Annotated in this window: 22 protein-coding genes, 2 tRNA genes and 2 pseudogenes; 4 read left to right on the top strand and 22 right to left on the bottom strand. The window is 59.1% G+C overall.

Annotated features, from left to right (window positions below):
- Positions 1 to 219: 219 nt before the first annotated feature.
- The 6 genes and pseudogenes from G7020_RS06890 to phnC all read right to left on the bottom strand — a co-directional run.
- Positions 220 to 525 (bottom strand): annotated as a pseudogene (locus G7020_RS06890) (IS5/IS1182 family transposase); the annotation flags it as partial.
- Between the two features lie 107 nt (positions 526 to 632).
- A complete protein-coding gene (locus G7020_RS06885) occupies positions 633 to 1502 on the bottom strand; it encodes a LysR family transcriptional regulator (RefSeq protein ID WP_003118428.1) in 870 nt (289 codons plus the stop codon).
- Positions 1496 to 2506: a phosphonate dehydrogenase PtxD gene (ptxD, locus tag G7020_RS06880; RefSeq protein ID WP_003118429.1), complete on the bottom strand. Its 1011-nt coding sequence runs from the start codon at positions 2504 to 2506 to the stop codon at positions 1496 to 1498. The genes G7020_RS06885 and ptxD overlap by 7 nt, the downstream gene beginning before the upstream one ends.
- Before the next feature lie 8 nt (positions 2507 to 2514).
- Positions 2515 to 3342 (bottom strand): phosphonate ABC transporter, permease protein PhnE, encoded by an 828-nt coding sequence (gene phnE, locus G7020_RS06875; protein ID WP_181083178.1) that lies wholly within the window; start codon positions 3340 to 3342, stop codon positions 2515 to 2517.
- 8 nt (positions 3343 to 3350) lie between these two features.
- Entirely contained in the window at positions 3351 to 4214 is an 864-nt protein-coding gene (gene phnD / locus G7020_RS06870) for a phosphate/phosphite/phosphonate ABC transporter substrate-binding protein (RefSeq protein ID WP_010466255.1), read from the bottom strand.
- A complete protein-coding gene (gene phnC, locus G7020_RS06865; RefSeq protein WP_181083177.1) occupies positions 4211 to 5038 on the bottom strand; it encodes a phosphonate ABC transporter ATP-binding protein in 828 nt (275 codons plus the stop codon). Before phnC ends, phnD begins: the two co-directional genes overlap by 4 nt.
- A 272-nt stretch (positions 5039 to 5310) precedes the next feature.
- Here phnC and G7020_RS06860 point away from each other — a divergent pair.
- Positions 5311 to 5649 (top strand): annotated as a pseudogene (locus tag G7020_RS06860) (tyrosine-type recombinase/integrase); the annotation flags it as partial.
- A 145-nt stretch (positions 5650 to 5794) separates the two neighbouring features.
- Here G7020_RS06860 and G7020_RS06855 read toward each other — a convergent pair.
- The 3 genes from G7020_RS06855 to G7020_RS06845 all read right to left on the bottom strand — a co-directional run bounded on the left by G7020_RS06855 (position 5795) and on the right by G7020_RS06845 (position 7929).
- A complete protein-coding gene (locus tag G7020_RS06855; RefSeq protein WP_003118434.1) occupies positions 5795 to 6130 on the bottom strand; it encodes a YegP family protein in 336 nt (111 codons plus the stop codon).
- Between the two features lie 508 nt (positions 6131 to 6638).
- Positions 6639 to 7436, bottom strand: a complete 798-nt coding sequence (locus tag G7020_RS06850; protein ID WP_181083176.1) for a GTPase — start codon at positions 7434 to 7436, stop codon at positions 6639 to 6641.
- A gap of 316 nt (positions 7437 to 7752) precedes the next feature.
- Positions 7753 to 7929, bottom strand: a complete 177-nt coding sequence (locus G7020_RS06845) for a hypothetical protein (RefSeq protein WP_181083175.1) — start codon at positions 7927 to 7929, stop codon at positions 7753 to 7755.
- On the opposite strand from G7020_RS06845, the gene G7020_RS06840 reads away from it, so the two are divergent.
- Complete coding sequence (locus G7020_RS06840) at positions 7928 to 8128, top strand: hypothetical protein (RefSeq protein WP_181083174.1); 201 nt, start codon at positions 7928 to 7930, stop codon at positions 8126 to 8128. The genes G7020_RS06845 and G7020_RS06840 overlap by 2 nt on opposite strands.
- Before the next feature lie 420 nt (positions 8129 to 8548).
- Here the strand turns inward: G7020_RS06840 and G7020_RS06835 are convergent, their stop codons facing one another.
- The 10 genes from G7020_RS06835 to G7020_RS06790 all read right to left on the bottom strand — a co-directional run bounded on the left by G7020_RS06835 (position 8549) and on the right by G7020_RS06790 (position 18933).
- Positions 8549 to 10546 carry a DNA topoisomerase III gene (locus G7020_RS06835; RefSeq protein ID WP_181083173.1) on the bottom strand — a complete coding sequence of 666 codons (1998 nt, stop codon included), beginning with the start codon at positions 10544 to 10546 and terminating at the stop codon, positions 8549 to 8551.
- Between the two features lie 273 nt (positions 10547 to 10819).
- Positions 10820 to 11215 (bottom strand): single-stranded DNA-binding protein, encoded by a 396-nt coding sequence (locus G7020_RS06830; RefSeq protein WP_181070891.1) that lies wholly within the window; start codon positions 11213 to 11215, stop codon positions 10820 to 10822.
- A complete protein-coding gene (locus G7020_RS06825) occupies positions 11212 to 11763 on the bottom strand; it encodes a DUF3158 family protein (RefSeq protein WP_181083172.1) in 552 nt (183 codons plus the stop codon). Before G7020_RS06825 ends, G7020_RS06830 begins: the two co-directional genes overlap by 4 nt.
- The gene (locus tag G7020_RS06820; protein WP_219852603.1) at positions 11760 to 12551 is read right to left on the bottom strand and encodes a PFL_4669 family integrating conjugative element protein; all 792 of its coding nucleotides are present in this window, start codon (positions 12549 to 12551) and stop codon (positions 11760 to 11762) included. The genes G7020_RS06825 and G7020_RS06820 overlap by 4 nt, the downstream gene beginning before the upstream one ends.
- A gap of 167 nt (positions 12552 to 12718) precedes the next feature.
- Positions 12719 to 13879 (bottom strand): STY4528 family pathogenicity island replication protein, encoded by a 1161-nt coding sequence (locus tag G7020_RS06815; RefSeq protein ID WP_181083171.1) that lies wholly within the window; start codon positions 13877 to 13879, stop codon positions 12719 to 12721.
- 4 nt (positions 13880 to 13883) lie between these two features.
- Positions 13884 to 14444 (bottom strand): DUF2857 domain-containing protein, encoded by a 561-nt coding sequence (locus G7020_RS06810; RefSeq protein ID WP_181083170.1) that lies wholly within the window; start codon positions 14442 to 14444, stop codon positions 13884 to 13886.
- Between the two features lie 18 nt (positions 14445 to 14462).
- On the bottom strand, positions 14463 to 16139 hold the full coding sequence (locus tag G7020_RS06805; protein WP_181083169.1) for a ParB family protein: 1677 nt from the start codon (positions 16137 to 16139) through the stop codon (positions 14463 to 14465).
- Between the two features lie 209 nt (positions 16140 to 16348).
- Positions 16349 to 17209, bottom strand: a complete 861-nt coding sequence (locus G7020_RS06800) for a ParA family protein (protein WP_181083168.1) — start codon at positions 17207 to 17209, stop codon at positions 16349 to 16351.
- A gap of 30 nt (positions 17210 to 17239) precedes the next feature.
- The gene (locus G7020_RS06795) at positions 17240 to 17449 is read right to left on the bottom strand and encodes an AlpA family transcriptional regulator (RefSeq protein WP_181070901.1); all 210 of its coding nucleotides are present in this window, start codon (positions 17447 to 17449) and stop codon (positions 17240 to 17242) included.
- A 584-nt stretch (positions 17450 to 18033) separates the two neighbouring features.
- A complete protein-coding gene (locus tag G7020_RS06790; protein ID WP_181083167.1) occupies positions 18034 to 18933 on the bottom strand; it encodes a LysR family transcriptional regulator in 900 nt (299 codons plus the stop codon).
- Between the two features lie 501 nt (positions 18934 to 19434).
- Between G7020_RS06790 and G7020_RS06785 the strand changes: the two genes are divergently transcribed.
- Together G7020_RS06785 and G7020_RS06780 are read left to right on the top strand one after the other, a co-directional pair.
- Positions 19435 to 19508, top strand: a tRNA-Cys gene (locus G7020_RS06785).
- Positions 19509 to 19615: 107 nt separating this feature from the next.
- Positions 19616 to 19702, top strand: a tRNA-Leu gene (locus G7020_RS06780).
- A gap of 25 nt (positions 19703 to 19727) precedes the next feature.
- Here G7020_RS06780 and G7020_RS06775 read toward each other — a convergent pair.
- The 3 genes from G7020_RS06775 to G7020_RS06765 form a co-directional block, all read right to left on the bottom strand.
- The gene (locus G7020_RS06775) at positions 19728 to 20639 is read right to left on the bottom strand and encodes an EamA family transporter (RefSeq protein ID WP_181083166.1); all 912 of its coding nucleotides are present in this window, start codon (positions 20637 to 20639) and stop codon (positions 19728 to 19730) included.
- An 82-nt stretch (positions 20640 to 20721) separates the two neighbouring features.
- Positions 20722 to 22110 carry an oxygen-independent coproporphyrinogen III oxidase gene (gene hemN, locus G7020_RS06770; RefSeq protein ID WP_181083165.1) on the bottom strand — a complete coding sequence of 463 codons (1389 nt, stop codon included), beginning with the start codon at positions 22108 to 22110 and terminating at the stop codon, positions 20722 to 20724.
- A gap of 186 nt (positions 22111 to 22296) precedes the next feature.
- Positions 22297 to 23919, bottom strand: a complete 1623-nt coding sequence (locus tag G7020_RS06765; RefSeq protein WP_181083164.1) for a methyl-accepting chemotaxis protein — start codon at positions 23917 to 23919, stop codon at positions 22297 to 22299.
- Positions 23920 to 24152: the final 233 nt, after the last annotated feature.

Below are 24152 nucleotides of genomic sequence, written 5' to 3'. Positions count from 1 at the left end.
GTCGAGGTAGACCTCGACGTCGCGCCGCGGATCGATCACCGCGGCGACGGCGGCCTTGCTGTCGCCCACCAGATAGGAAATCTGCGCCAGACCTTCGGTGTAGATCGACTCGAATACCAGCATGCGTGTGCCTCCGTAATCCGTGAGGGTTACGGATGTGAGCGCCGGTTGGCCGCCGGCGTTCAATCGCAGCGGGTCACTTGCGGACCAGCAGCACCCCGTGGTTTCGTCGGGGATGCGCTCCAGGTTCAGCCCGGCAAACTGGCGCAGGATCGTGGTTTCGTACAGCGCTTCCTCCATCGCTGGATCGCTGTAGCCGAACCAGTTCTGCAGCAGATGCACACGCAGCATCGCCATCAACGGGTAGGCCGGACGGCCACCTTCACCCTTCGGATAATGTGGCTCGATCAAAGCAATCAAGCCCTTCCACGGCACCACCCGATCCATCTCGATCAGGAACAACTCCTTGCGGGTTTGCTTGCGCTTGCCAGCGTACTCGGCGTCGGCGAAGGTCATCTGCTTCATCGGGAAACTCGGTGGGTGGGGTCGCGGTATTTTGCCAAATCAGAAAGTCTTTTTCAGAGTTTCCCTAGGCTGACAAGCCAAGCGCTGGATCGCAACCATCCATCACCTTATCCAGCTAGATCTGCCTCCTCCAATAAGTGCCGCACAAATCCCGGCGGGTGCAGATTTCCGGGAGGTTTGCGCCAGATCAGTTGGAGACGCTTTTCAAGCCCCGGGATGGGAAGAGCTACCAGCGCGCCACTGCGAACTTCGTCTTGTACTGCGGAAGCCATCACCAACGACACGCCGAGTCCCGCCCTCACTGCTTGTTTGACTGCCTCGGTGCTGCCTAGCTGCATACCGCTGCGAGGCACGCCCAGTTCGCCAAAGTATTCGGTCAGAAGCCGTCCGGTACCGCTACCCGGTTCACCTCCCAGCATCGGCAGGTCCACCAGACGATCACGTTCTATGCACCCTGCTTCAGCCAGCGCATGGTCGGGGCTGACGATAAGCACCAGCGGCTCGACCCGCCAGAGGCGGTATTCGAAGTCGGGGTGAGGTAGCCACCATTCCATGATCGCGGCGTCGAGCTGGCCCGCCAGTAGCTGGTCGGCCACATCCGGGTTGGCGGCGATGCGCAGATCCACCTCGCCCCTCTCATTTGCGGTCGTCAGATAGTTGCGCACGAATGGCTGGAGAAGGTAGGTGCCGATGTTGGAGCTGGCCCCGACGCGCTCACGATTGCCATGCAGGGCTTCTAGCGCCCGGGCGTGCATGTCGAGCAAGGCGGTCGCATGCGGCATGAAGGCCAGCGCCCGTGTGGTAGGCTGGCAGCCGCTACGACTGCGCTGCACCAGCGTTACGCCGACCTGCTCTTCAAGCTTCTGCAAGTGCTGCGACACCGTCGGCTGGGCCAGCCCCAACGCCCTCGCCGCGCTCTGAAAACTGCCTGTTTGAACGATCGCTACCAGGCTCTTCAGCCAGACCGGATTCAACATGCGGCAGGCTCGGCCTTGGGCAGACGGTTCGCAGCGTTGATTGGGCGCGCACCTGCCAATACCTGGATGATGTTCTGCGCTGCACAACGTTCAATCTCCAGGCGCACCGCGCGCACTGCCGACCCTATGTGCGGAGTGAACAGCGTATTCGGATGCGCGAGCAGCGCAGGATCGATCAGCCGCGGCCGGTCCGCGCGAGCCCAGTCTTCCATTTCGAATACATCCGCCGCATACCCGCCGAGCTGGCCTCGCTCAAGCGCCGCGAGCACGGCGGCTTCATCCACTACCGAACCACGACAGGGGTTTACAAGCAGAGCGCCCGGCCGTACGAGGGCAAGCAGCTCGGCGTTGACCAGATGCTGGGTATCGGCATTCAAGGGAAGCGCCAGCAGGATGAAGTCCGAGCTGGCGAAGAGTTCGCTGCACGCCACCTGGCGCAGGCCGAGCCGTTGCTCGGTTTGTGTATCCAGAGCCTTCGCCTCGTGGTACTGCAGGGTCGCGCCCCATCCCTGCAAGCGATCAGCCATGGCCAGTCCGATGGCGCCCATGCCAAGGATGCCGACCGTAGCGTTATCCAGCCCCGTGCCGTAGAACTGTGGTTGCCAGCCCTGGAACTCGCCAGAGCGGACGAACGCATCTGCTGCCCGCAGATGCCGCCCCAGCCCCACCGCCAGTCCGATCGCCAGCTCGGCAGTCGGGACCGTCAACAGATCAGGCACGAAGGTCAGCCAGACCCCGCGGGCAGTACAGGCGTCCACATCGAAATTGTCGAAGCCCTTGAGCGCGCAGCCGACTACACGCAGCTCAGGGCAGGCTTGAAGAAAGTCTGCATCGACCCGATCGGGCATGAACGCCATCATCGCCTGAGCATCGCGACAGCGGCGCAGAATTTCCTCGCGCGTCAGCGTGCTGTCGGTCTGGTTGGTCATCAGCTCGCAATGTGGCGCCAGCAGTTGCAGGATCTCATCGTGTACTCGGTGAGTTATAACGAGTTTCGGCAGCATGGTTTGTCCTATTTGAAACGTTTGCGCAGCACGCCACTGAAGGCGTCTACTAGCGTGACCATGGCCAGGATGACCAGCAGGATTGCTGCAACCTCCTGGTACTGCATGATGCGCAGCGAGCCCATGAGTTCGAAGCCGATACCGCCGGCGCCAACCATGCCCATCACGGTGGAGGCGCGAAAGTTGTATTCCCAGCGGTAGATCGCCACGTCGGCGAACTGCGGCGTCACCTGTGGCAAAACCGCGTGCAGCAGCACTTGCATCGGCGTAGCCCCCGCCGCCCGAGCGGCTTCCACCGGCGCTTCGTCGACGTGCTCGATGGCCTCGGCGAAGAACTTGCCGACCATGCCGACCGAATGCAGACCCAGGGCAAGCACGCCCGGCAAGGCGCCGAACCCTACGGCTGCAACGAAGATGATGCCCATGATCAGCTCCGGCACCGACCGCAGGGCATTGAGCAGCACCCGGGCAACACCGAACACAAGGGGGTGCGGCGCCGTATTGCTCGCTGCAACGAAGGCCACCACCAGCGAGAACACCACTGCGATGGCCGTACCGGCGATGCTCATCGCCAAGGTGTCGATCAAGGGGCGAATCCAGCTTCGATAGCCCGAAAAGTCTGGCGGCATGGCCTCGCCTGCCAGGGTCGCGATGGAGGGCAGCCCGTTCAGCAGCGTGGTGGCATCGAGCAGCCCCACGTACCAGCAGGCCAACAGCACCACTCCGAATACAATCGCCACCTGCCCCAGCTGGCGCCACCAACCGAGGCCGAAGCCTCGAAGGATGTGCTCGCGTTGCTCTGCAGGCAGCGCCTGCACGTCGTAATGAGTAGACATATCGGTGCTCACATCGTGGCGAAGTCGAGGCCGAGCAGCGATCCCATGTTGCGGATCACATCGTAGTCGGCGTCGGTGATTGGCGCGAAGGCCTCGGCCTTGAAGTTGCGCAGCACTTCGGGATCGTCGATACCGACGAATACATCCCGCACCTTGGTTTTCAGCTCGGGGCTCAGGTTCGAGCGCATCGCCCAGGGGTACTGGGGGTATTCGCCGCTGTAACCAAGTACTTTCACCTTGCTCGGATCGATTAGGCCACGTTCGGCTACGTGATTGAAAATTACCTCCGACAGCCCACCCGCATCGGCGTTGCCGTTCGCCACGTTGACGGCAACGGCGTCATGCGTGCCCACAAAATGTTGTTCGTAGTCCTGCCCACCCGTCAAATCGGCCGTCTCAAGAAGCACGGTTTTGGGAATCAAATGGCTGGACGTCGATGCCCGGTCACCATAGGCCATCTTCTTGCCCTTAAGGTCGGCATACTCATTCACGCCTGACGCCACATTGGCGATAATCACCGAGCGATAGGTCGGCTTGCCGTCGATGACCATGGCAGCGAAGGGCTCGATGTCGCTTTTGCTTTTGGCCATGACGTAGGACAGCGGACCGAAATACGCCAGGTCGATACGGCCAAAGCGCATCGCCTCAATCATCGAGGAATAGTCGGTGGTTACGATCAGCTGCACCTTCTTGTCCAGATGCTCTTCCAGATAATCCTTCAGCGGCTGGTTACGCTTGATCAGCTCGGAGGCGTTTTCGTCCGGCAGCAGGGCAACCTTTAGCACATCCGGATCGGCATCGGCCGCTAGGGCGGACAAACTTGAAACAGCGGACAGCAAGCAAGTCAATAAGAGCGCGGATAAGCGTTTCATCGGGACATCTCCAGTGAAGGTTCGAGCATGACAGGTGGTTCAGCCGGAGCATTCGCTGGCTGAGTCGTAGAGCGGCCTGCATAGATGCGCTCAAGCTGCGCATCGGTGAGTTCCGAGGGCGCGGCATCGAAAACGATCTGAGAATCGGCCAGCCCGACGACGCGATCGGCGAAGCGGCGGGCATATTCGAGTTGATGCAGCGAAACGATGGCGGTGATGCCGTCTTCCTTGCAGATGTCGCGCAGCAATCCGAGAACACGGACCGAAGTGGCCGGGTCGAGACTGGCTACCGGCTCATCGGCCAGAATGATCGCCGGCTGTTGCGCTAGCGCACGCGCGATGCCTACCCGCTGCTGCTGGCCACCGGACAGTTTGTCCACCTGGCTTAGCGCCTTGTCTGCCAGACCGACCCGAGCGAGGCAACTGAGCGCAATCTCCTGATCGGCACGCGGCAGAGGAAACAGCGAGCGGAGCGTGTTGTGAAAGGCCAGCCGACCGGTAAGCACATTAGCCAGTGCGCTTTGACGTTCGATTAGCTGGTGGTGCTGAAAGATCATGGCGGTACGCCGACGATGCTGACGCAAGGCCGAGCCGCTGCCGAGCTCACCGAGTTCGCTGGTGACACTGCCGCCAGTGGGCGTGACGAGTCGATTGAGACTACGGAGCAAGGTCGACTTGCCTGCGCCCGAGAGACCAAGCAGCACGGTGAACTCACCACGCCGAAATGCAATCGAGGTATCGCGTAGGGCTGTCACGCCGCCTGGATAGACGACGCTCAACCGGTCGACCCGCAGCACGGCGTCCTGTATCGGATGGGGCGTCATTTGATCACCTTTCGCAATATTGCTGGCCGCACAATTGCGGTTCGCGATGCAAAGGGTAGAAATTCCTTGTTAACGCACTGCTTCTAAAGGATGACATTTCGATGAATACTTCGAATCTGCCGTAGCGGGGCGGCAAGCGAAGCCGTGGAAGAACGGGCGCAACGTAGCGTCTTTCTTCACGCGGGATACAGGAGGCTTTGATTGATACTGCTGCGGATTCGCTACAGTAACGTTGGGCCAGAACGTAATGCCATCCAAGCAAGAGAGCGCACACTAGGGAAACACGGTCTGCTCTCGCCGCCTGGATACATCAAGCACAGCTCCGGAGCCAGGACTGCCTTTTCCCGAGCAGGCTGCATACATCAGACCATCTATCCACTCGTCAATACGCTCGTATCGTCAAAGGCTGGGTAAAAGCCATTGGCCTAGATCCTGCCATGTATGGCACACACACGATGAGACGTACGAAGGCATCGCTGATCTATCGCAGGACGAAGAACCTACGGGCGATTCAAATTCTGCTCGGCCATACGAAGCTTGAGAGCACCGTCCGATATCTTGGGATTGAGGTCGATGACGCTCTGGAAATGGCGGAGCAGACCGAGGTCTGACCATATATTGCGACGGTCGAAGTCAGACCGTCGCTAACCGGCCAGAAGCGGTCGATCACATCCGAGCAGGGAAAAGCGGCTATTAAGAATACTCAGCCGCCCATCTCAACGAAATGCCCAAGTGATTTTGAACAGACTGAAGCGATTAATTGCCCACCTCAACAACCTTAGCGTCGGGTGCGTGGTTTTTCACCGACTCGATACCCTTGTCGCGTGAGGCTTCGGAGGCATATGACTGGCTCGTCCCGACTACTTGGTGATTACCCGCCTTAAGGTTGAACATAAACTTGTCAGCCCCGCTGGCCTTACGCTCGTAGCGTGCATCATCAGGCGCATTTTTTTTGACTGACTCGACTCCATTTAGACATCCAGACTTATCCTTGTAGCCCTCGCTGGCCAGAATTGCTTGGCCATTGTTGGCTTTGAGCCGAAAACGAAATTCACCCGCTTTGTCGTTGTATATTTCAAACGTCCCAGACATATAGCTATTCCTTATTTTTGGCTTTCATGAGATCCATCGATATCGCTGCGGTCCAAAAAATGACTGTTTGCCCATTAGAAATATGGTTTCTGTGTGATGCTAGCCAGGCAAAATCGATGCTCCAGCTTCAGTAGAACTGCATGACAAATGTACCATAACCCAAGAGCTAAACCAGATTTTTGAACAGTCAAAGTATAGACACAGATCTCAACACGGCTCGATTTCTTCGTCGAGTGAAGAGCCCAGCTTTTGCAGAGATATCCGAGCGGCTGCTTTTGGCCGGTTGCTGCCTGCCACAATGGTAGTTTCGGATTGTTCTTTGCTAAACAGCAAGGCTCCTTTTAGGGCCAAGTGAACTAACAGCTGCCTGGCAACATATTCATCACTTACCGTAATACCTTGTTCGCGACTAAGCGCGCCAGGTCGGCATAGCAGAGGCCGCCGGCACGAATGTGATTTCCTGATGTACGAATAAGAGCTTCTCGCCGCAAGGGCGAGAAGCGATGCGTTAATGCCGGGTGGGCTTGCTTCCCGACAGTCTCTGCACGCGGATGCGCCGCCAACTGCCATCGTCGATCAGTTGCTCCAGCGTTTCGCCGAGCGAGTCGAAGAATACTTGATCGATGCGTTTGACCAGTGCCCCGTCGCGTTTCAGCTCGATTGCGTAGAGGTCGTCGGCACGTTCGTACAGCACGGTAACCCGCCCCTGAAACTTTGCTGTCGCAGCGGTGAAACTGATCGCCGGAGGCGTCCTGATGATGTCGTCGGGCAGCGGATCGACGAGGGAGAAATCCCGTGCGCCGGCATCCACTAGTAAGTGGGTGACGCGGCGAAAGCCATCGGGAGCAGGTAGCTGTTCAAGCTGATTGATGAGTTCCAGCAACTCCGGACAGCGTGGCTGTGGGAGCGGTAGCTTGGCCGGTGCCGAGCCGAGAATGTGCGTTTGCACCGTATAAGGCGTGCCGTCTACGGTGTGCTCAGTGCGCTCTTCCGGTGTGTCCGCGCGCAGACCGTCGAAACGGCGTCGGGCATACGGTTGGACCTGTACCTTGGCGCCCTCGTCAGGCACTTCGGTCAGCAGTGCGCGATCAAGCACGGCGAACTCGGCGCGGCCGACCTTGACGACGATGGCGTCACCGGTGTCGGCGATCACCTTGCCCTCGAAGGGTTTGGGGTCGATGTGGAAACCCCACGCTGAGACCTTGGGTTGTCCGTCGAAGATATTGAACTTGAACGTACGGACATTGCGAGGAACATGACCGGCGACCAGGACGGGCATTTGGGCGCGGATGGCTTGGATATCCATTGGAGACTCCTTAATGAATAAAGGGACTCCCTGCCCGCAAGGGAGGGTGTCCCTTGAGGGGTGGATGGCGCGACATGCGCCGGATAACAAAACAACCAGTGCGGTGAACCGCACCCCAGCCTTTAAGGTTTCGACTGCCTGGGATGTTGCCGGCGACGCCAGCGAACATGCTGCAACGATGGTGCGCACTCGGCGGGCTTGCGCGTGGCAAAACGAATCCGGTGGCCACCGTATTGGCCGTCACCAAGAAGTTCTTCGATGGGTAGGGATAGAGACCCTGGTGCCAGCGTCCGGTTGTTAGGGCGTGGCTTGCAGCCTAGTGCGAACAAAAATAGTCGAAGGACTCGCGCGAGGCCGGACCTCTGTCGTCGGCAGTGCCGATGAAGTAACCGGCGGTGCTGCGGCGTAGCTCCAACGGCAGGCGTTCACCTGCGTAGGTTAGCGCCAGATAACCGATGGGTTCAGTGCAGCGTGACTGAGGTGCATGGGACATGGAAGATGTCTCCTGGCTGGAATGGAACAAAGGCACCGACGCCTTGCAGGCGTTCGAGCGTTCACGGGACAGGTCAGGCTGTGACCACCTGCAGTTCGCCGTTGCTCTCGAAGATCAACTGCATGAATGCCCGGGCCAGCTTCGGCTGTTTCGGGTGGCTAGGAGAAAGGGGCCGAAGGCCCAGGCCTTCGGCTGTTGAGGAAGAAACCACCTGTGAGCTGATGCAGGGAGTGGCCGTCGTCAAAGCCATCCGCTGTTGCAGCGATTACACTCGACCCTTGTCGTGGCTGGGGTCGAAATCCTTTGGCACGCATCTGCGTACAAAAGGAACCCGTTGTTTCGCCGGTGGGTTCCGGCGCTGAATACCGTTCGACCCGAAGGGTCTCCTGGGGGCTCGACCTGCTGTTGAGACAAGGCGCCAGGGGACCCTTCGAAGTGAAAACCAGCAGATCAAAAAGTCCGTGTGGTACGGGCTGCGAATGAACCCGCCTTCTCGTCAAACCAGCTAATCGCCGGCGACGTGCACGCGTTGCAGAAGGATAGTGCGTGCTGGGCTCCTCGCAGGAGCGAGGTATGCGTATCGGCCATGGTCGATACGGTGGGAGAGAAGGGCCGCGACCTATTTTGAGATCCGTCGAGGCTTGCGTGTCGCGCTGGCTTTCTGGATGGGCAGGGTGCCCTTGCAGTCTGGATAGTTGCGGCAGGACCAGAAAGGGCCAGCCTTTCCTGTGCGTTGACGGGTTGGACTGCCGCACAGCGGGCAAACAGGCCCCTCGGGTAGCTTGATGGCCAGTGTGGTACCGCGATACTGCTGAACAAGCAGTGTAATCCACATCGATTGCTTTTCGACGAATGTATCCAGCGTCATGCTGCCGGCTTCGATCATGTCCAGAGCCTGTTCCCAGACGGCGGTGGTGCCGGGGTCTGTAATAGCTGCGGGCACCGTATTGATGAGTGTGCAAGCCGCCTCGGAGGCGCGCACGGCACGGCCTTTCTTGATCAGGTAACCGCGGTCGAGCAGACCTTTGATAATGCTGGCACGCGTGGCCTCGGTGCCGATGCCGGTGGTTTCTTTGAGCTTCTGCTTCAACCGCGGGTCGGTGACCAGCCTGGCGACTCCTTTCATGGCCTTGACCAAATCACCCTGGGTGTAAGGTTTTGGCGGCTGCGTCTTGAGTGACTTCAGATCGATGTGGCCAATCTGGCAGGGAAGCCCTTCGTGCATGGCTGGCAACACTTGGCTGCGCGGTGTCGACTCACGATCGGTGTCGTCCGCTTCCGGTACGGCTAGCACTTGGTGCCAGCCGGGAATGATTACCTGCTTGCCGATGGCTTGCAGATATTGATCGCCGCACAGCAACTGGGCGGTCGTGCGGTCGAACTCGTGATGCGGCAGGAACTGCGCTAGGTAGTGTGCGCGGATCAGCTTGTAGACCGCGATCTCCTTGTCGCTCATTGCTGACAGGTTCGCCGGCTCCAGGGTGGGAATAATGCCGTGGTGGGCCGATACTTTGCTGTCGTTCCAAGCGCGTGAGCGTTGAGTAAGGTCAAGCTGGTCGAGCAAAGGGCGCAGGGTGGGATCGGTGGTGAGCACCGCATCGAGCACGGTCGGTACCTCAGCGAACATGCTTTCGGGCAGGTAACCAGAATCTGAACGCGGATAGGTCGTCGCTTTGTGCGTTTCGTAAAGAGCCTGGGCAATGTCCAGCGTCTCCTGCACGTCGAGGCCCAGCTGGCGCGAACACACTTCCTGCAGAGTGCCGAGGTCGAACGGCAGCGGTGGACATTCGCGCACACGCTCTGTTTCAGCCGAGACCACGCCCGCGCTGCTAGCAGCGCGCATGCGATCGGCAGCTTGTTGTGCTGCCGCCTGCTGCAGGCAGCGGCCTGCAGCATCGGTGCAGCCATCCGGCGCGATCCAGTTGGCAAGGAAGCACTGCCCGCCAGCTGATAGTGCGACCTCGACGGTCCAGAACGGCACCGAGACGAAGCAGGCAATCTCGCGGTCGCGGGTTACCACCAGCGCCAGTGCCGGTGTCTGCACTCGGCCAACCGACAGTACACCGTCGTAGCCGGCCTGACGTCCAAGAAGTGTGAACAGGCGGCTCAGGTTCATGCCGATAAGCCAGTCCGCCCTGGACCGGGCGAGTGCCGCGTAGTACAGCGGAAGCGTCTCGTTCGATGGTTTCAGCGCAATCAGCGCCTTGCGAATGCTCACCTCATTAAGCGCCGACAGCCATAGCCGCCGGATCGGTCCCCGGTAGACGCACAGGTCGATGATCTCGCGAGCGATCATCTCGCCTTCGCGGTCCGCATCGGTTGCGATCACCAGCTCGCTGGCCTGGCCGACGAGCTGCTTGACGATCTTAAGTTGCGCTGCGGTTGCGGCCTTCGGCTCGACGCGCCAGGGCTCGGGAATGATAGGTAGCTGTTCAATAGACCAGCTCTTGTACTGCTCACCGTAGGCTTCCGGTGGAGCCGCTTCGATCAGGTGACCAATGCACCAGGTCACAACGATGCCCGCTCCACGGTAGCAGCCGCTGCCGCGTTGGCTAGCGTTCAACACACGGGCGATGTCTTTGCCTTGGGAAGGTTTTTCGCACAAGAACACGCGCATGCAGCCTCCGGGCGTGGTCATCGAATGATCCTCAGCATTCCTGACAGGCGCACATGCGGCAGCAAACAACACGGAAAGAACAAACCCAGGTTGTGGCTGCGTTACTTACAACGCTACTGGGGTGTCCCGCAGCTTAGGATCAGTTGGGGAGTAGCGCGCTTGTAGTGTCGAGAGTTTGATTGCCAGAAGCTTCGTTCACGGGCGCGCTGGAGCTCAGTGGAACTCGGTGGAACTATCCCCTGGGGATAGTTCCACCGAGGTGTGCTGCGGGCATTATTCCGCAGGGTGGGACGGATCGCTGGCCTGTTTCTGGATCAGCGTTACCGCCTCAAGCCGGTACGGCAGGATGCCTATGCGACGGGCTTCGATCTTGAACGTCACCCGCTCGTTCTCGTCGGCGTCCTCCCATTCATCGCGCACCGTGCGACCTTCCACCAGTACGCGCATGCCTTTCTGATACAGCGTTTTCCAGTGTTCAGCATCGCGGTGCCACAGTTCTACCGGCGCCCAGTACCCACCGCGATCTTCATAGCCATCCTTGGTAGGAACCGGATTGTCGAAATACACGTTCAAGCGCAACAACCGTCGCGGCTCGTCGTTGCCGCTTGGAAACTCCCTGAACTCCGACGCTGAACCAATGTTGCCTTCGCCGACAAAGTGCGTGCTCATAGTGACTCCTTGGAGAAAGTGGTGCGGATGGACGCAGCGCTTCCAGGGATACGCTGCAGGTAAATCGATTCGGCTTGGGCCACCTTGTTGGCGCACTCGTGAGCCTGTCGGCCGAGCGTGTGTAGGAGGCTGATCTGCATGTTCAACACGATGCGCTGCACCTCCATGGCGTAGAGGTCATCAATCAGGGGGGCGGGGGTGGCGACGCTGGTGATCAGCGCCTGCCATAGCGCCACGCCCATGGCGGAGCGATCGGGCCTGCGCCAGCGTAGAAATGTGGTGCCTGCGCCAGTGGTCTGCTGGGCCAGTTCAACGGGAAGCAAGCGGAAGGGGTACGCGTTCGCCTGAGCAAGAACACGCCGCTGTGCCAACTCGATCAAGTCGTCGCGCAGCGTGTGGCAGTGGCTGGCCCAGGTCTCCATGCTCCCCTTACCCTTAAAAGGCTGTAAAAGGCCTTTTAGAGAGGCTGCCTGTTCCAGTTTCTGGAAGTCCGTCTGTTCCAAAGGGTGAAAGCGACGAGCTGCCGCAGAGGTCGAGGTGGTCGTCATGCTGGGTTGTCCTCGTTTTCATCTACCGCAGCTGTCGGGCGATCGGCGTCCGCTACCGGGAAGTCATCGGCGCTGGCGTCCTCTGTTCCCTGGTTTGCGGAGGCGGCCAGTGCCGAGCGACGGATAATCGGTGGTGCGTAGCGGGAACGCAGTGTGCCTTCGAGCACGTTCTGCGGCAGTTCGCCAAGTTTCTCGATGGCTGCCCTGGCTGCAGCATTCTTGGCAGCGAAGTCATCCCTGGTACAGCCTGAGTGCCGGTATTGCTGCGTCAGCGAGAACAGGCTGCGCAGTGCATGAGCCCCTTCGTTGAGCCAGCGCTCAAGCGTGCTGCGATCAATCAGGGCAGTGTGGTGGGCCAGGATCAGCTTGCGCGCCAGGTCGTCGTAATCGGCCAGCAAGTAGACCGCGAGGAAGCCGAGCTGCGCGCTTACGAACAGCGGCAGCTTCACCGGCTGTACGTTCATGTTCTCGCCCAGCGATAGTGATGGCGGCACGTCGGCCAAGGCCCGGTCCACCTGTTCACGTAAGGTCTGCAACGTCTCCTTTGTCTGCGTCAGCTTTTCCTCAACCCTCAGCATCCACCAGTCCGAATAGGGGTCGTCCTGCTCGGAGCCGCGCTTGATCTTGTTGGCGATGGCGATGAAACCGTTCAGACCAACGATGCCTGGTTTTCCTTCGCTGGGCGCTCGACCGTGCCAGATGCGCGAGGCGTGATGGGTGTGCAGCGTCAGCGACATTGCACTGCGCAGCGAGCCCAGATTTAGTTGCAAGGTTTTGTCGGTGGACATGAGGACGACTCGCGGTAGAGGAACGAGTCGCCAGCTTGAGCTGCGCACGGAAGGCGGTCAGTCAACAAACGGCACCTGATGCAGGCGGGTTATTCGAGCGGAAGGCTGCCTGTTGCAACTATCCCCTGGGGATAATGCCAAGGGAGTCCAAGCACGTTACCCAGCCGCTATTTTTTGTTTAGCAGGGCGTGCAGATGGGCGAGGTGCGCCTGGACGATTTCGGGGTTCGCCGGTTGAGCAAGTGGCGCTGGGGGCGGGACGGTGGCAACGGCAATGCTCTGACCTTGTCCTGCCCACGCTTTGAATTCGCCGCGGATTGCGGCTTGGATAATGCCGAACAGATAGCCAGCAGGTTTGCGCACCTCGCTACTGCGGCAGCGCGCGGCCCACTCGTCGAGCACGGCTTGCCGCATTTCGGCTTCCACTTGCTGCAACGCCACCAGCGCGCCGGCCTGCTGTTCATCCTTCAACGCAAGGAAACGCTCAGGCAGTTGCAGGCCCTGAAGCTCGCGTGTGCGCGGTACAGTACGATTTATACGATTACTGAGTACTTCAGTACGGTCTTGCTTCGGATGCCGAAGAGGGCCGGTTTTGCTGACATGCGAGCCTGCTGCGGAATCCGAAGACGGCGGTTTTTCATTCCGAAGAAGGACATCGCAGTCTTCTTCGGATTCGAGGGAAGCCTGCTCTTGTGGATAACTTTCTCGTCCGGATATATCACCCTGGGCCATGCGTTGCGCAAGCACCTGTAGGCGCGTCGGTAGGATACGGTCGCTGAGCATCGGGTCTTCGGTGAGTTCCTGAATGGCGTGGTAGCCAACCCGTTGGATCGCCTTGCTGGCGTGGTTGAGTGCGTGACTCAACAGCCCAAGGTATTCGGGATCAAGCTGCATGGCCTCGTAAGGTGTGAGTGGCTCATCGTGCAGGACGTAAAGGTTGCCCTTTATGCGGCCGGTCTTGGGATCGCGCCGTCGGCGCACGAGACTGAGCCAGCGTGTAAGACGCAGGAGTGTAAGTGCGCGTGCCACTGTTTCGTGAGATGCCTGCTCGGAGCAGGGCGTTGATGCCAGATAGGGGCGGAGCTGATCGTAAGTCGGGAACGCCGTGACCCCATCTTCGTTGAGCAGGAGTCGAAATACCTGCCAGGCGTTGCGTTCCAGCGGCGTCAAACGGCGGTCGAGAAACAGTCTACGGGGTACGCTTTCATGGCGATTGCCGCTGTATATGAATCCATCGCTGGCTGGATTGCTGTTCTTGGTGGGAGCTAGGTGCTGCAGGGCGTCGTCGAGCAGCGTTGAAAGAGCGGCAGGGCTTGCCGGCGAGATCATGGCCTTACACCAGGCCTTGATCGATCCAGCTTCCTATTGCCGCCCAGATCACGGACATGGGCAAAGATAGGGCTTCGGCCAGATCCATCGTCAGCTCCAGCATCGCGCTGTCGTCACTCAGCTCGAAAGCGCGCTCTGTAATACCAGCCTTCCACTGCTTCCATAGAATCATCTCCTGATCTTCATTCAGGACCGGATGTCGCCCTCGGCGTTTGGGCAGCCCGATGATGTCGCGGCGCAGGGCGACTTCCTGGTGGGTCAGTCCGTAGAATTTGCTGACCATCTCGGTGCTGGCCCCCAAGCGCAACATACGATCTACCGTGGCGATCTCACGCTCGATGTCGTTCATCTGGCCGACCAAGCGCCAGAGAACGTCCGTATTCACCGTCACAGAACACCAAGGCACCTGGGCATTAGCCAACAAACTCACCAGAGCGGGGTGTTTCAGTACGTCCAGTTCCCGCTCGCTGAAGCCCATCGACAGGCAACGGCGAAGTTGGCCGTTACGCAGATCATGCAGAGCCTGAGCGACGACAGCTTGATTGAGCGGATGAGGTGTCGACATGGTTCTCTCCGGCCTGTTTCAGTGGTCGGGCTTATCTGGATTGGCCTCCAGATCCAGAAGCCGGCGTGCCAGCCGGACCAGACGGAAAAACTTTACCAAGCCGTCGTCGCTCAGGCGGGGGAGGACTTTTGTGTCCCTGGCATCGGTTCCCAGAAAAAGCGCTCCCAAGCTGTCGTCCAGGTGCAGAACAGCCTGATCGGGTTCGGCCGAGTATGAGGTACTCAATGCATGCAACAACGCCAACACCATGCGGGCGAACAAGGGCGGCGAAACGCTCTGTTCGTGCGGAGTGCAGGTGAAACCTATGCCAGCCTTGCCCACTTCGATGCAGTCGGCCAGCTCAGCTTCCTCAGCGATCTCTTGCGCGAATTGCGCAATGTGGATGCGCAGCCGATCTGGCGAATCCAGTCCAGGCTCGATGTACCAGACGTCGCTGATCGGGAACAGTCCACCGGCTTGCACGGGAATTGCCTGCAGCACGTTGTCCGTGAAGGTCGGCAGAGGCTCGCCGGTGTGGTTGGCAACCAGCTGTTGGATGGTCTGTAGCCGCTCCGTGCTGTCGGCGGGGGAGATGATGTGGCCCTGTAGACGCGCTTCGGTATCCCCTTCATTAATGACGGCATTTGTCTCCGCTATCTGCATCGGCGAGGGTTGGGCAATAGTGTCATTGGATAGTGCAACTGGAGCGTCTGCTGCAGCGCTATCGTTTCGAGTCGAAGTCGGCGGGTGAATGGGCGTAGTGTCGGTATTGATTACGGTGTTGACGGCCGTGGCTTCGACTGGCAGCAGGGGTGGGCTATTCACCGCACGCTGGCGATGTTCGATGCTGTCGACGTCAAGCTCGAGCACGTTGTAGTCGATACCAAGCAGCTCCGACATGTGGCCGATAAGTTCGTCTTGGACCCGGTCGCCCGAAAAGGTGCCTGGCTGTTCGTCGAACGGTGCCAGGACATCATGGAATAGCGTCTCGAATTCAATGCTTAACGACTGCCCGCCCGCATATTTTTCCCAGGTGAGTTCGGAGGCTTTACGCAGCACTGCCAACCGTTCGACTTGATGCCGTCCGAGCCCGTTGTAAAGCACGCTGGGAATGGATGGCAGAAGGTAGCGCACGGTGTCTTGCATGCGGCTGATGTGGGACTGCGGAACTGGGAATCCATCGGCGCTGAGGCGGCGGGCGAGTTCCGACTGGGACAGCGACTTGCCGCTTTCCTGCTCGTAGAGCTCGCGGGCTTTTTCAACACCGAGCGCGCGCTCGATGAATGTCAGTCTGCCGTGCAGCTCGTTTTCCGCTAGGTGCCCAGTCAGCGCGATGATCTCGCCGCGCTCTGGCCACGGACGAAACAGGCACAGAATACGGAAGAAATTTTCACTCTTGGTCTCGGACCATAGTTCGCGTAGGACGGCGAGCCGGGTATTGCCGCCGTTACGAATGATGAAGTGGTCGGCACCGGGGCGTCGGGTTATCGGGGGTGGGGCATCGAGACCCCGCTCACGGATGGACGCTTTTATTTCGTCGTAGAGCGGGTTGCGTGTCAGGCGTGGATCAAGTTCATAGGGATGCAGGTCGTCGAGTGTGACAACCATTGGCGTGTCGGTGATAGGGTCACTTAATGCCTGTGCTGCTGGACCTGAGCGGGAAAACCCGTCGGTCATCAGTTTGCCGGCCATTTCTTGCAAAGAGACATTAGTCATTCCGGCCTCCCTGCTGGTGGCGACCGGCGCTGGCGCCTCTAAGCGTTTGGCGTGCTCGAATATCGCTTGTTGTTGAGCTGGTGAAGATCGGCGGTAAGCTCGGCTTCACGAACTTCAGCAGTCCTTCCGGCGTTCGGTGGACTTCCCAGCCCTCACTCAAAGCGAACTCAATCAGCAGCAGTAACCGCTTATGACCGTGGCAGAGTTCATTAGCGCTCGACATGTGAACGCCTCCTGCTAAGTCGGCCGCTCACGCAGGCAAGCTGATCTTGCCACTGTGGGCAAAGTTCGCGTGCGAGCGCACGCATGGTCTCCAGGGCCGCCGGTGCTTGGCGCCCGGTCGGGCGTCGGTGTTCGATCGTGTGTACGGGTTGGCTCGACGTTGCGGCACGGGGGAACGCCTCGATGGCGGGTATCTCGGTGCGCAGTATCTGTACCTCGTCATGCTCGCGAAAAATCAGCCGTAGAGTCTGCTGAACTAACTTTGCGTTCGACGAGATGGTCGGTACGCGGTTGAGCAGCAAACGCAGTGGCGGAGGCTGGATACCCAAGCGGCGGTAGGGTGCGATTGCATCGACAAGCTGCAGTGTTCCTCGATGCAGCTCCCGGGCTGCCAGAGTTTCGGGGGTGATAGGGGAGACAGCTAGATCAGCCGCGAGCATGGCCATCTCTAGCATGATGCTGCGCGCGCCCTGTGTATCGATCACTACCAGGTCGTAGTGTTGTCTGAATAGCTGCAGCAAGTTGCGCAGGCGCAGGCGCCCGTCCGCTGCGTGCAGCAATAGCGTTCCCAGTTGTTGGTGCTCGTCATTGGACAGCACCACATCCAGACCTTTGATGGTCGTGTGCGATACCAACTGCGGTAGTGCTTGTTCATTAAATGCCAGCAGCTCGTAGATGCCGCCAGCGGCGCGGTGGGTGAGCTCGTAGTAGGACGATAAGGTGGGCTGCATGTCGAGGTCGATCAGCAGCACCCGCAGACCAGCGTCAGCGATGAAGCCTCCCAGGTTGGCCGCGACGGTCGTTTTACCTACTCCGCCCTTCGTCGAAATAATGGCGATCACTTGCATGGCTCGCTCCTTGACCGTAGTGGAGTGGCGTCAAACGCGCTCTTTGATGCGTTCGGTGATCCAGCTGTCGATTTCGGCAGAGTCCCAGCCGACAGCTCGAATTCCCAGGCGCAAGGCCTTGGGGAATTTGCCTTCCTTCATCAAGTTATAAATATGCGCGCGCTTGAATCCGGTTTTGGCTTCAACTTCGGCGCGGCGGAGGATGCGGCGGTCCGCAACTGCTGTGTGTTCAGTAGACATTGTGGTCACTCCTTTATGCTTGGCAGCACTCGTAAGGCGTGGCTCGTAGTAAGCGAGCGTCATCCCGTTAGCGCATCAAGCAATCGGTTTGTGCTGACCACCGGATTCATCGAAATGGCGCTTGGCTGTTCCGATTTCCTACTACTTGATGGTGAACACCACCAAGGCAACCCGCAGGCGATGCACTATTGGTAGCGTGACCGTGCCAATCAAGATTAAAAAATTAGCGGACCCGCTCGGCGGAGTTAGCGGATTAATAGATTGATATCTGTTGCTATTCAGCTGACGGAAAAAGTCATGCGAAGAAAGACCGATTTTTCACATGCTGCTGAGAGAGCTAAGAAAAGGCCGATTTTTACGGAATGACAGGCTTGTAAGGCGCATGCTTACTGAGCTGATTTCTTGGAGAAGAGATTCTCAGACCATCCCTGGAAAGGTCCATGAAGGAAAAATATCCGGTCGGCCCCATGTGGTCCTAGTAGTTATTCCGCGATAGCGTGACTTTTGTGGTCAAGCAAGTGACTAAAACAACATGGCCTAAGCAATGACCGTTGTAGCCAGACTTTCTCAATTGCGGAATTTATTTAGATAGCAATCAGTTCACCAACTTGCTGGGCACGAGTGATGAACCTGCTCAGCTCTTCAGATGGCGGCTGATCAAGCAGGGTAATGAATGTTGGCGTACATGGGACATCATCAGTGACGGGGCGAACGATAACGTCTGGGTGACTATACAAGGTTATTTGCGACGCCAATCCGACGCCAATGCCGTAACCCGAAGCCACGAGCATCATCATTGGCTCATGCCCCGAGACATATTCGGCCACCGCAGGAAAAGGCAATGTGTACTCGTGGAACCAGCGGCGAATGACATCGTGCCCGCCTGAGCAAAGCTCGGGATGGCAAAGAACCAGCGCGTGTCGAGCAACCTCTTGGAGAGGAATTTTTTCAAGAGCAAGGAGCGGATGGTTCCTGGGAATTGCGATCGCAGGGCGGTCTGTCCAGACGACTTCTTTAACGTATCCATTGTTGAGTTCGGTGTGCACAGTGAATCCAGCGTCAATCTGGTCGTGCCCTAGCGCATTGTTCATCTCCTTGACCGTCATTTCGATGATTCTCACCTCAGTAAGAGGTTCTTCCTCACGGCAGCGGGCCAACAATCGTGTCAATCGAGGTTGGGCGAGCCCGTCGGCCAGGCCTATGCGCAGTCGGCCCCGGTATCCTCGCGCTGCCGCGCTCACGCGAGTCCGCGCGCCCTCCATGAAAGTAAGCATTCTCCGGGCTTCCTCTCGGAAAACCTCACCCGCCCAAGTCAAACAAATGCGCCCTCTGGCGCGTTGGAACAAGCGAACCCCCAAGTCCGTTTCCAGTTCCTTGATGGCCCGGGAGAGAGGGGAGGGTTCGATATGGACTCTGGCAGCTGCACGCGAATAGCTCAGTTCCTCCGCGACGACCAAGAAGTAATGAAGATGGCGCATCCTCATGTTGGTTTTCTCCGTACGGTGTTGCGGTTCTCACCAATGAACCGGCGCAGTTGAGGCGGGAAACTATCTCGTGACGATTCGTGATCGGGTTTTCGTCCGGGATTCCGCTTCGCGTTTTGTGATCTAAAGACCAGACATCGAAGCAATGGAAATTTGCGACGCTCAGCATTAAATGATCGTGCTATCTGGCGGGATTGAGCGCTGTGTCTCAAATGACGGCGATTATGAGGTGCTCAGTGGAGGCAGGTGACGCTCAGGGGAGAAGCGCCCTATAGCCGCTGCAGGTGGCTGGATTGGTAACCAGGCGAAGGACTATCTCGAAAGAAAATTGGCGGGGGGCTTGCCTGCCTGTTCGAACAAGTCCATAATTGTGTCCGTTGCCTAGGCAGCAGTTGCGGAAAATCCTTTTAAATCAAAAGGTTGTGGGCTAGGCTCTAGTCTCGTTTCCCGCTCCAGTTTGTAAAGATTGCGCCGCATCAACGTGCGGCGCTTTCGTTTTGAGGCCGGTTGGCAGAGTGGTTATGCAGCGGATTGCAAATCCGTGTACGCCGGTTCGATTCCGACATCGGCCTCCATATTGAAAGCCCCGTAGATCTTTGATTTACGGGGCTTTTTCTATTTCCAGCTTAACTTGCGAGGGTGATCCGGGCTGTATATAGTCCGACCTCTTGAATGCACTACCGCCCGAATGGCGAAATCGGTAGACGCAGGAGACTTAAAATCTCTCGACCGCAAGGTCATGCCGGTTCGAGTCCGGCTTCGGGCACCATTGTCATCATTTCAGGTTTCTCCGTTCAGGCTCGTCGATAGGTCAGCAGGACGATTCCCGCGACCACGACGGCGCCGCCGAGAATCTGTATCGCAGACAGCATCTGTCCCAGTACCAGCCAGCCCATCACCAGCGTCGCCAACGGCTCGATGTTCATGACCGGCGCATTGCGCGGCATATCCAGCCGCGGGATGGAGATGAACAGTGTGATGAAGCCAGTGCCATAGAGCACCATCAGGATCAGCAGGGCGAACCAGCCACTGGCTGTGGCCGGCGTATTCAGCGCGCCGGGCAGCGCATCGCTGGCGCCAGCAATTGCTGCGCTGCAGAACACCACCAGCATGGTCAGCAGGCTACGCACCGAACCACGTACCTGGGACAGTCTGTGATCGGTGACCCATAGTGCGCTGGCGAATGCGCAGGCGGCGCCGAAGGCCAGCGCCACGCCGACCATCCACTGCGCGTCGAGGTCTGCGCCGCCGCGCAACTGGCCCGGAATGTCGAGCACCAGCAATAACCCGAGCAGTATCACTCCCATGAGTACGGCGTTGCGCGCGGTGGGTCTCGGGCCGCCCAGGCCCCAGGTCAGTAGCGCCAGAATAATGGGGAAGACATTGGCCACCAGCAGCGCCAGCGCCACGGGAATCCGCGCTACGGCGGAATATAGAAACAGGCTCTGGGTGGCGATAAGCAGGCCCAGCAGCAGTTGCCAGCGGACGCTTGCGGTGGATAATCGAATGGTCTGGCGCTGCCAGAACACCAGTGCCGTCAGGGCCAGCAGGGTGCCGCCGGAGCGCGTCAGGATGGCCAGCAGCACGCCGGCGCCATCATCGAAGGCGACACGGGCGGCGATATGGTTGCCTGCGAACGCGCAGCCCAGGCACAGCAGCATCAACACGGCAATGTGGCGGGCAAAAGGGGTGGGATTGGCAGACATGAACACTTCTCAGGAGCGAAAACGGGGCAGGATACGAAATCCTGCCCCGTCCGTCTGTCTGCGTCTGTCTTTTCGCGTCCGGTCAGACGGTGCGCGAGAACCGCCCCCGCTGCTCGCCACCGAGATAGGCATCGAAGGCCATGGCCACGTTGCGCATCATCAGGTGACCCTGGGGCAGTAGCAGCAGGGCATCGTCGCGGATCTCCACCAGGCCATCGGCCACATGTTCACTCAGTTGTGCCAGCGATTCGGCGAAGTAGTCCTTGAAGACGATGCCATAACGCTGTTCCATCTCGGCGAAATCGATACGGCCATGACACATCAGCGAGATGATCACGTCGCGACGCAGGCGGTCGTCCTCGCTGAGCTTGTAGCCGCGCTGCACCGGCAGCATGCCTTCGTTCAGGCGTGCGTAATATTGCGACAGTTCCTTCACGTTCTGGCTGTAGCTGTTGCCGACCTTGCCGATGGAGGAAATGCCCAGGCCTATCAGGTCGCAATCGGCATGGGTGGAATAGCCCTGGAAGTTACGCTGCAGGGTGCCGTTGGCGCGGGCCAGGGTCAGCTCGTCCTCGGGCAGGGAGAAGTGATCCATGCCGATATAGACGTAACCGGCGTCGGTCAGGCGCCTGATGGTCAGCTCCAGCAGTTCCAGTTTGCGCTCGGGCGGCGGCATGTCTTCGGGGCGGATCAGCTTCTGCGCGCGCACCAGCTCCGGCAGGTGCGCGTAGCTGTAGGCGGCGATGCGATCCGGACGGATGTCGATGATCTTGTCCAGCGTGGTGTTGAAGCTGTCGACGGTCTGCAGCGGCAGGCCGTAGATCAGGTCGACACTGATGGACTTGAATCTGGCGGCGCGGGCAGCCTCGACCAGTTCGCGGGTCTGCTCTTCGGTCTGGATGCGATTGACTGCGATCTGAACCTGTTCGTCGAAGTCCTGCACGCCGAAGCTCAAACGGTTGAAGCCCAGCTTGCGCAACCCGTGAATCTGCTCGGGCGTCACGGTGCGCGGGTCGACTTCAAGCGAGAATTCGTGATTGTCGCTGTCGTCCATGTTGAACGCCTGATGCAGTGTCGCCATCAGGTCCGCCAGCTGTTCGCTGGTGAAGTAGGTCGGGGTGCCGCCGCCCAGGTGCAGCTGGGTCAGCTTGCGCGAGCGGTCGAACAGCGCGCCCTGCATCTGGATTTCACGCTTGAGGTATTCCAGGTACTCAACGGCACGTTCGGTCTTGTGGGTGATGATCTTGTTGCAGGCGCAGTAGTAGCAGAGGCTTTTGCAGAAGGGGATATGGATGTACACCGACAGAGGTTTTGGCGCATCGGCCTCGTTGGTCTCCTGGGCAGCACTGCGGTAGTCATCAATGGCGAAGGCCTGATGGAACTGGGGCGCGGTGGGATAGGAGGTATAGCGGGGACCTGGACGGTCATATTTCTCGACCAGGGCGCGGTTGAAGCTCGGCGTTTGGTCCATATTTAATTTCACCTTGCGGTTGATAGGGTTCTGGCTGGCCGGGATGTTCACCGGCCAGCCGACAGCATCTGACGTGAATTATCGACGATTCTAGCCCATTGGCCGGCTGTCCCAGATCAAGAATGGTACGGCAACGCTGTAACGCAAAAGCCGGGCCAGAGGCCCGGCTTCGGTGGCAGCGCGACCTTACAGCTTGAACTGGCTGACCAGCCGATTCAGCTCGGCGGCCAGGCGCACCAGTTCTTCGCTGATCTGTGAGGTCTGCTCGGCATCGGTCGAGGTGGTATCGGCGATGACGCTGATGGTGGTGATGTTGCGGTTGATCTCTTCGGCTACCGCGCTTTGTTCCTCGGCGGCGGTGGCGATCTGGGTGTTCATGTCGTTGATGGTGCCGACTTCACCGGCGATCACGTTGAGGCTCTGGGCAACCTTGGCGACGCTGTCCGAGCCATCATGAGCCTTGACCTGAGCTTCTTCCATGGCCTTGACCGCGTTGCGCACGCCGTTTTGCAGCTGTTCGATGGTGGCCTGGATTTCCTCGGTGGATTTTTGCGTGCGCGAGGCGAGGGTACGCACTTCGTCGGCGACCACGGCGAACCCGCGCCCCTGTTCGCCTGCCCGTGCCGCTTCGATGGCGGCGTTGAGGGCCAGCAGGTTGGTCTGTTCGGCGATGCCGTTGATCACACTCAGCACCATGCCGATGCTGACACTATCGGCTTCCACCTGCTTGATCACCTGGGCGGCATTTTCGATGTCACGTATCAGCACTTCGATACCGTCCAGCGCTTCGGTGGCGACCCGAACGCCCAGCCTGGATTCATCGTCCGCGCCGCTCGAGGCTGAAGCCGTCTGGGTTGCATGGCGCGCCACTTCCTGCACGGTGGCGCTCATTTCGTTCATGGCCGAGGCGACCATGTCGGTTTCGTTGCGCTGTTCCATGACCGCCGAATGGGTCTTCTCGGCCACGTTGGAGACACGTTTCGACACTTCACCCAGGTTGCGCGTAACCCCCGCAACCGCTTCGAGACTGTGACGGAACTTGCCGATCATGCGGTTGAAGGCATGGCCCATGGCGCCGACTTCGTCTTCGGCATGGATGGCGACGGCACGACTGAGGTCTTCATTCTCGGTCATCGCTTCCATCGTGTGGCGCATGTCGTTGATGCGGCTGATGATCACGCGACGAATGATGTAGCCCATCACCAGCAGGCCGGCCAGCAGCAGCAGCAATTGAATGCCGGCGGAAATCATGATGTTGCGGTCGACCTCGCTATCCAGCGCGGACAGGTCGTAGCTGATGCGCACCGCGCCCATGACCGAGTCTTCCGGCACCTGGTGGCAGGTCAGGCAGTTGGTGCCGCGATAGTCCTTGTGGCCGAGAATCGGATTGACGACGGTGAGGACACGGCCATTCTGGCCGCGGACCACTTCGATGATGGACTCGCCAGCCAGTGCCCGCTGATCCAGTGCATCGGCGGGTGCCTGGTGCGCGTATCCGGGACCGAAGACCGAGCTGACCGACTCGCCGCGAATGATGCGTGCATCGATCACGCCGGGGCGAGCCAGGATCTTGTTTCGCAGTACATCGCGCTGGGCCATGGTACCGGTCAGCATCATGGTGTTGATGCTGTCGAAATAGGAGTCGGCGGCATCCTTGGTCTGTTGCTCGACCACCTGCAGTACCAGCCGTTTCTCGGTGATGGCCGCATAGAACAGGGATGCGGAAAGCACCAGCGCGAATACCACCAGCAGGGCCAGGTTGATCTTCGCCTGGACAGACATTTGTCGAGTAGCGGGAGTGCTGTTCATCGTTTTCCTTGGTATTTGCTGCTGGTGTGGCCAAGTCGCCGTTGTTACCGGCTCGCTGAGGGCTGCATATCTCGCGAGTCGCCCTGTCAGGCGGCCCCGACAGACATCTCTATCGGCTCGGTAACGGTTTTCTTGAAGGGTATCGGCATTCGGCCAGACTGATGGCCAAAGGCTATTTGTGTGAATACTCACATAGTATGAGTGGGTCGTCTTGCCGGACGCTCGTCAGCCTG

This window comes from Stutzerimonas stutzeri (assembly GCF_013522825.1).
Lineage (GTDB): Bacteria > Pseudomonadota > Gammaproteobacteria > Pseudomonadales > Pseudomonadaceae > Stutzerimonas > Stutzerimonas stutzeri_AK.
This window is presented reverse-complemented; position numbering and strand designations above follow the sequence as displayed.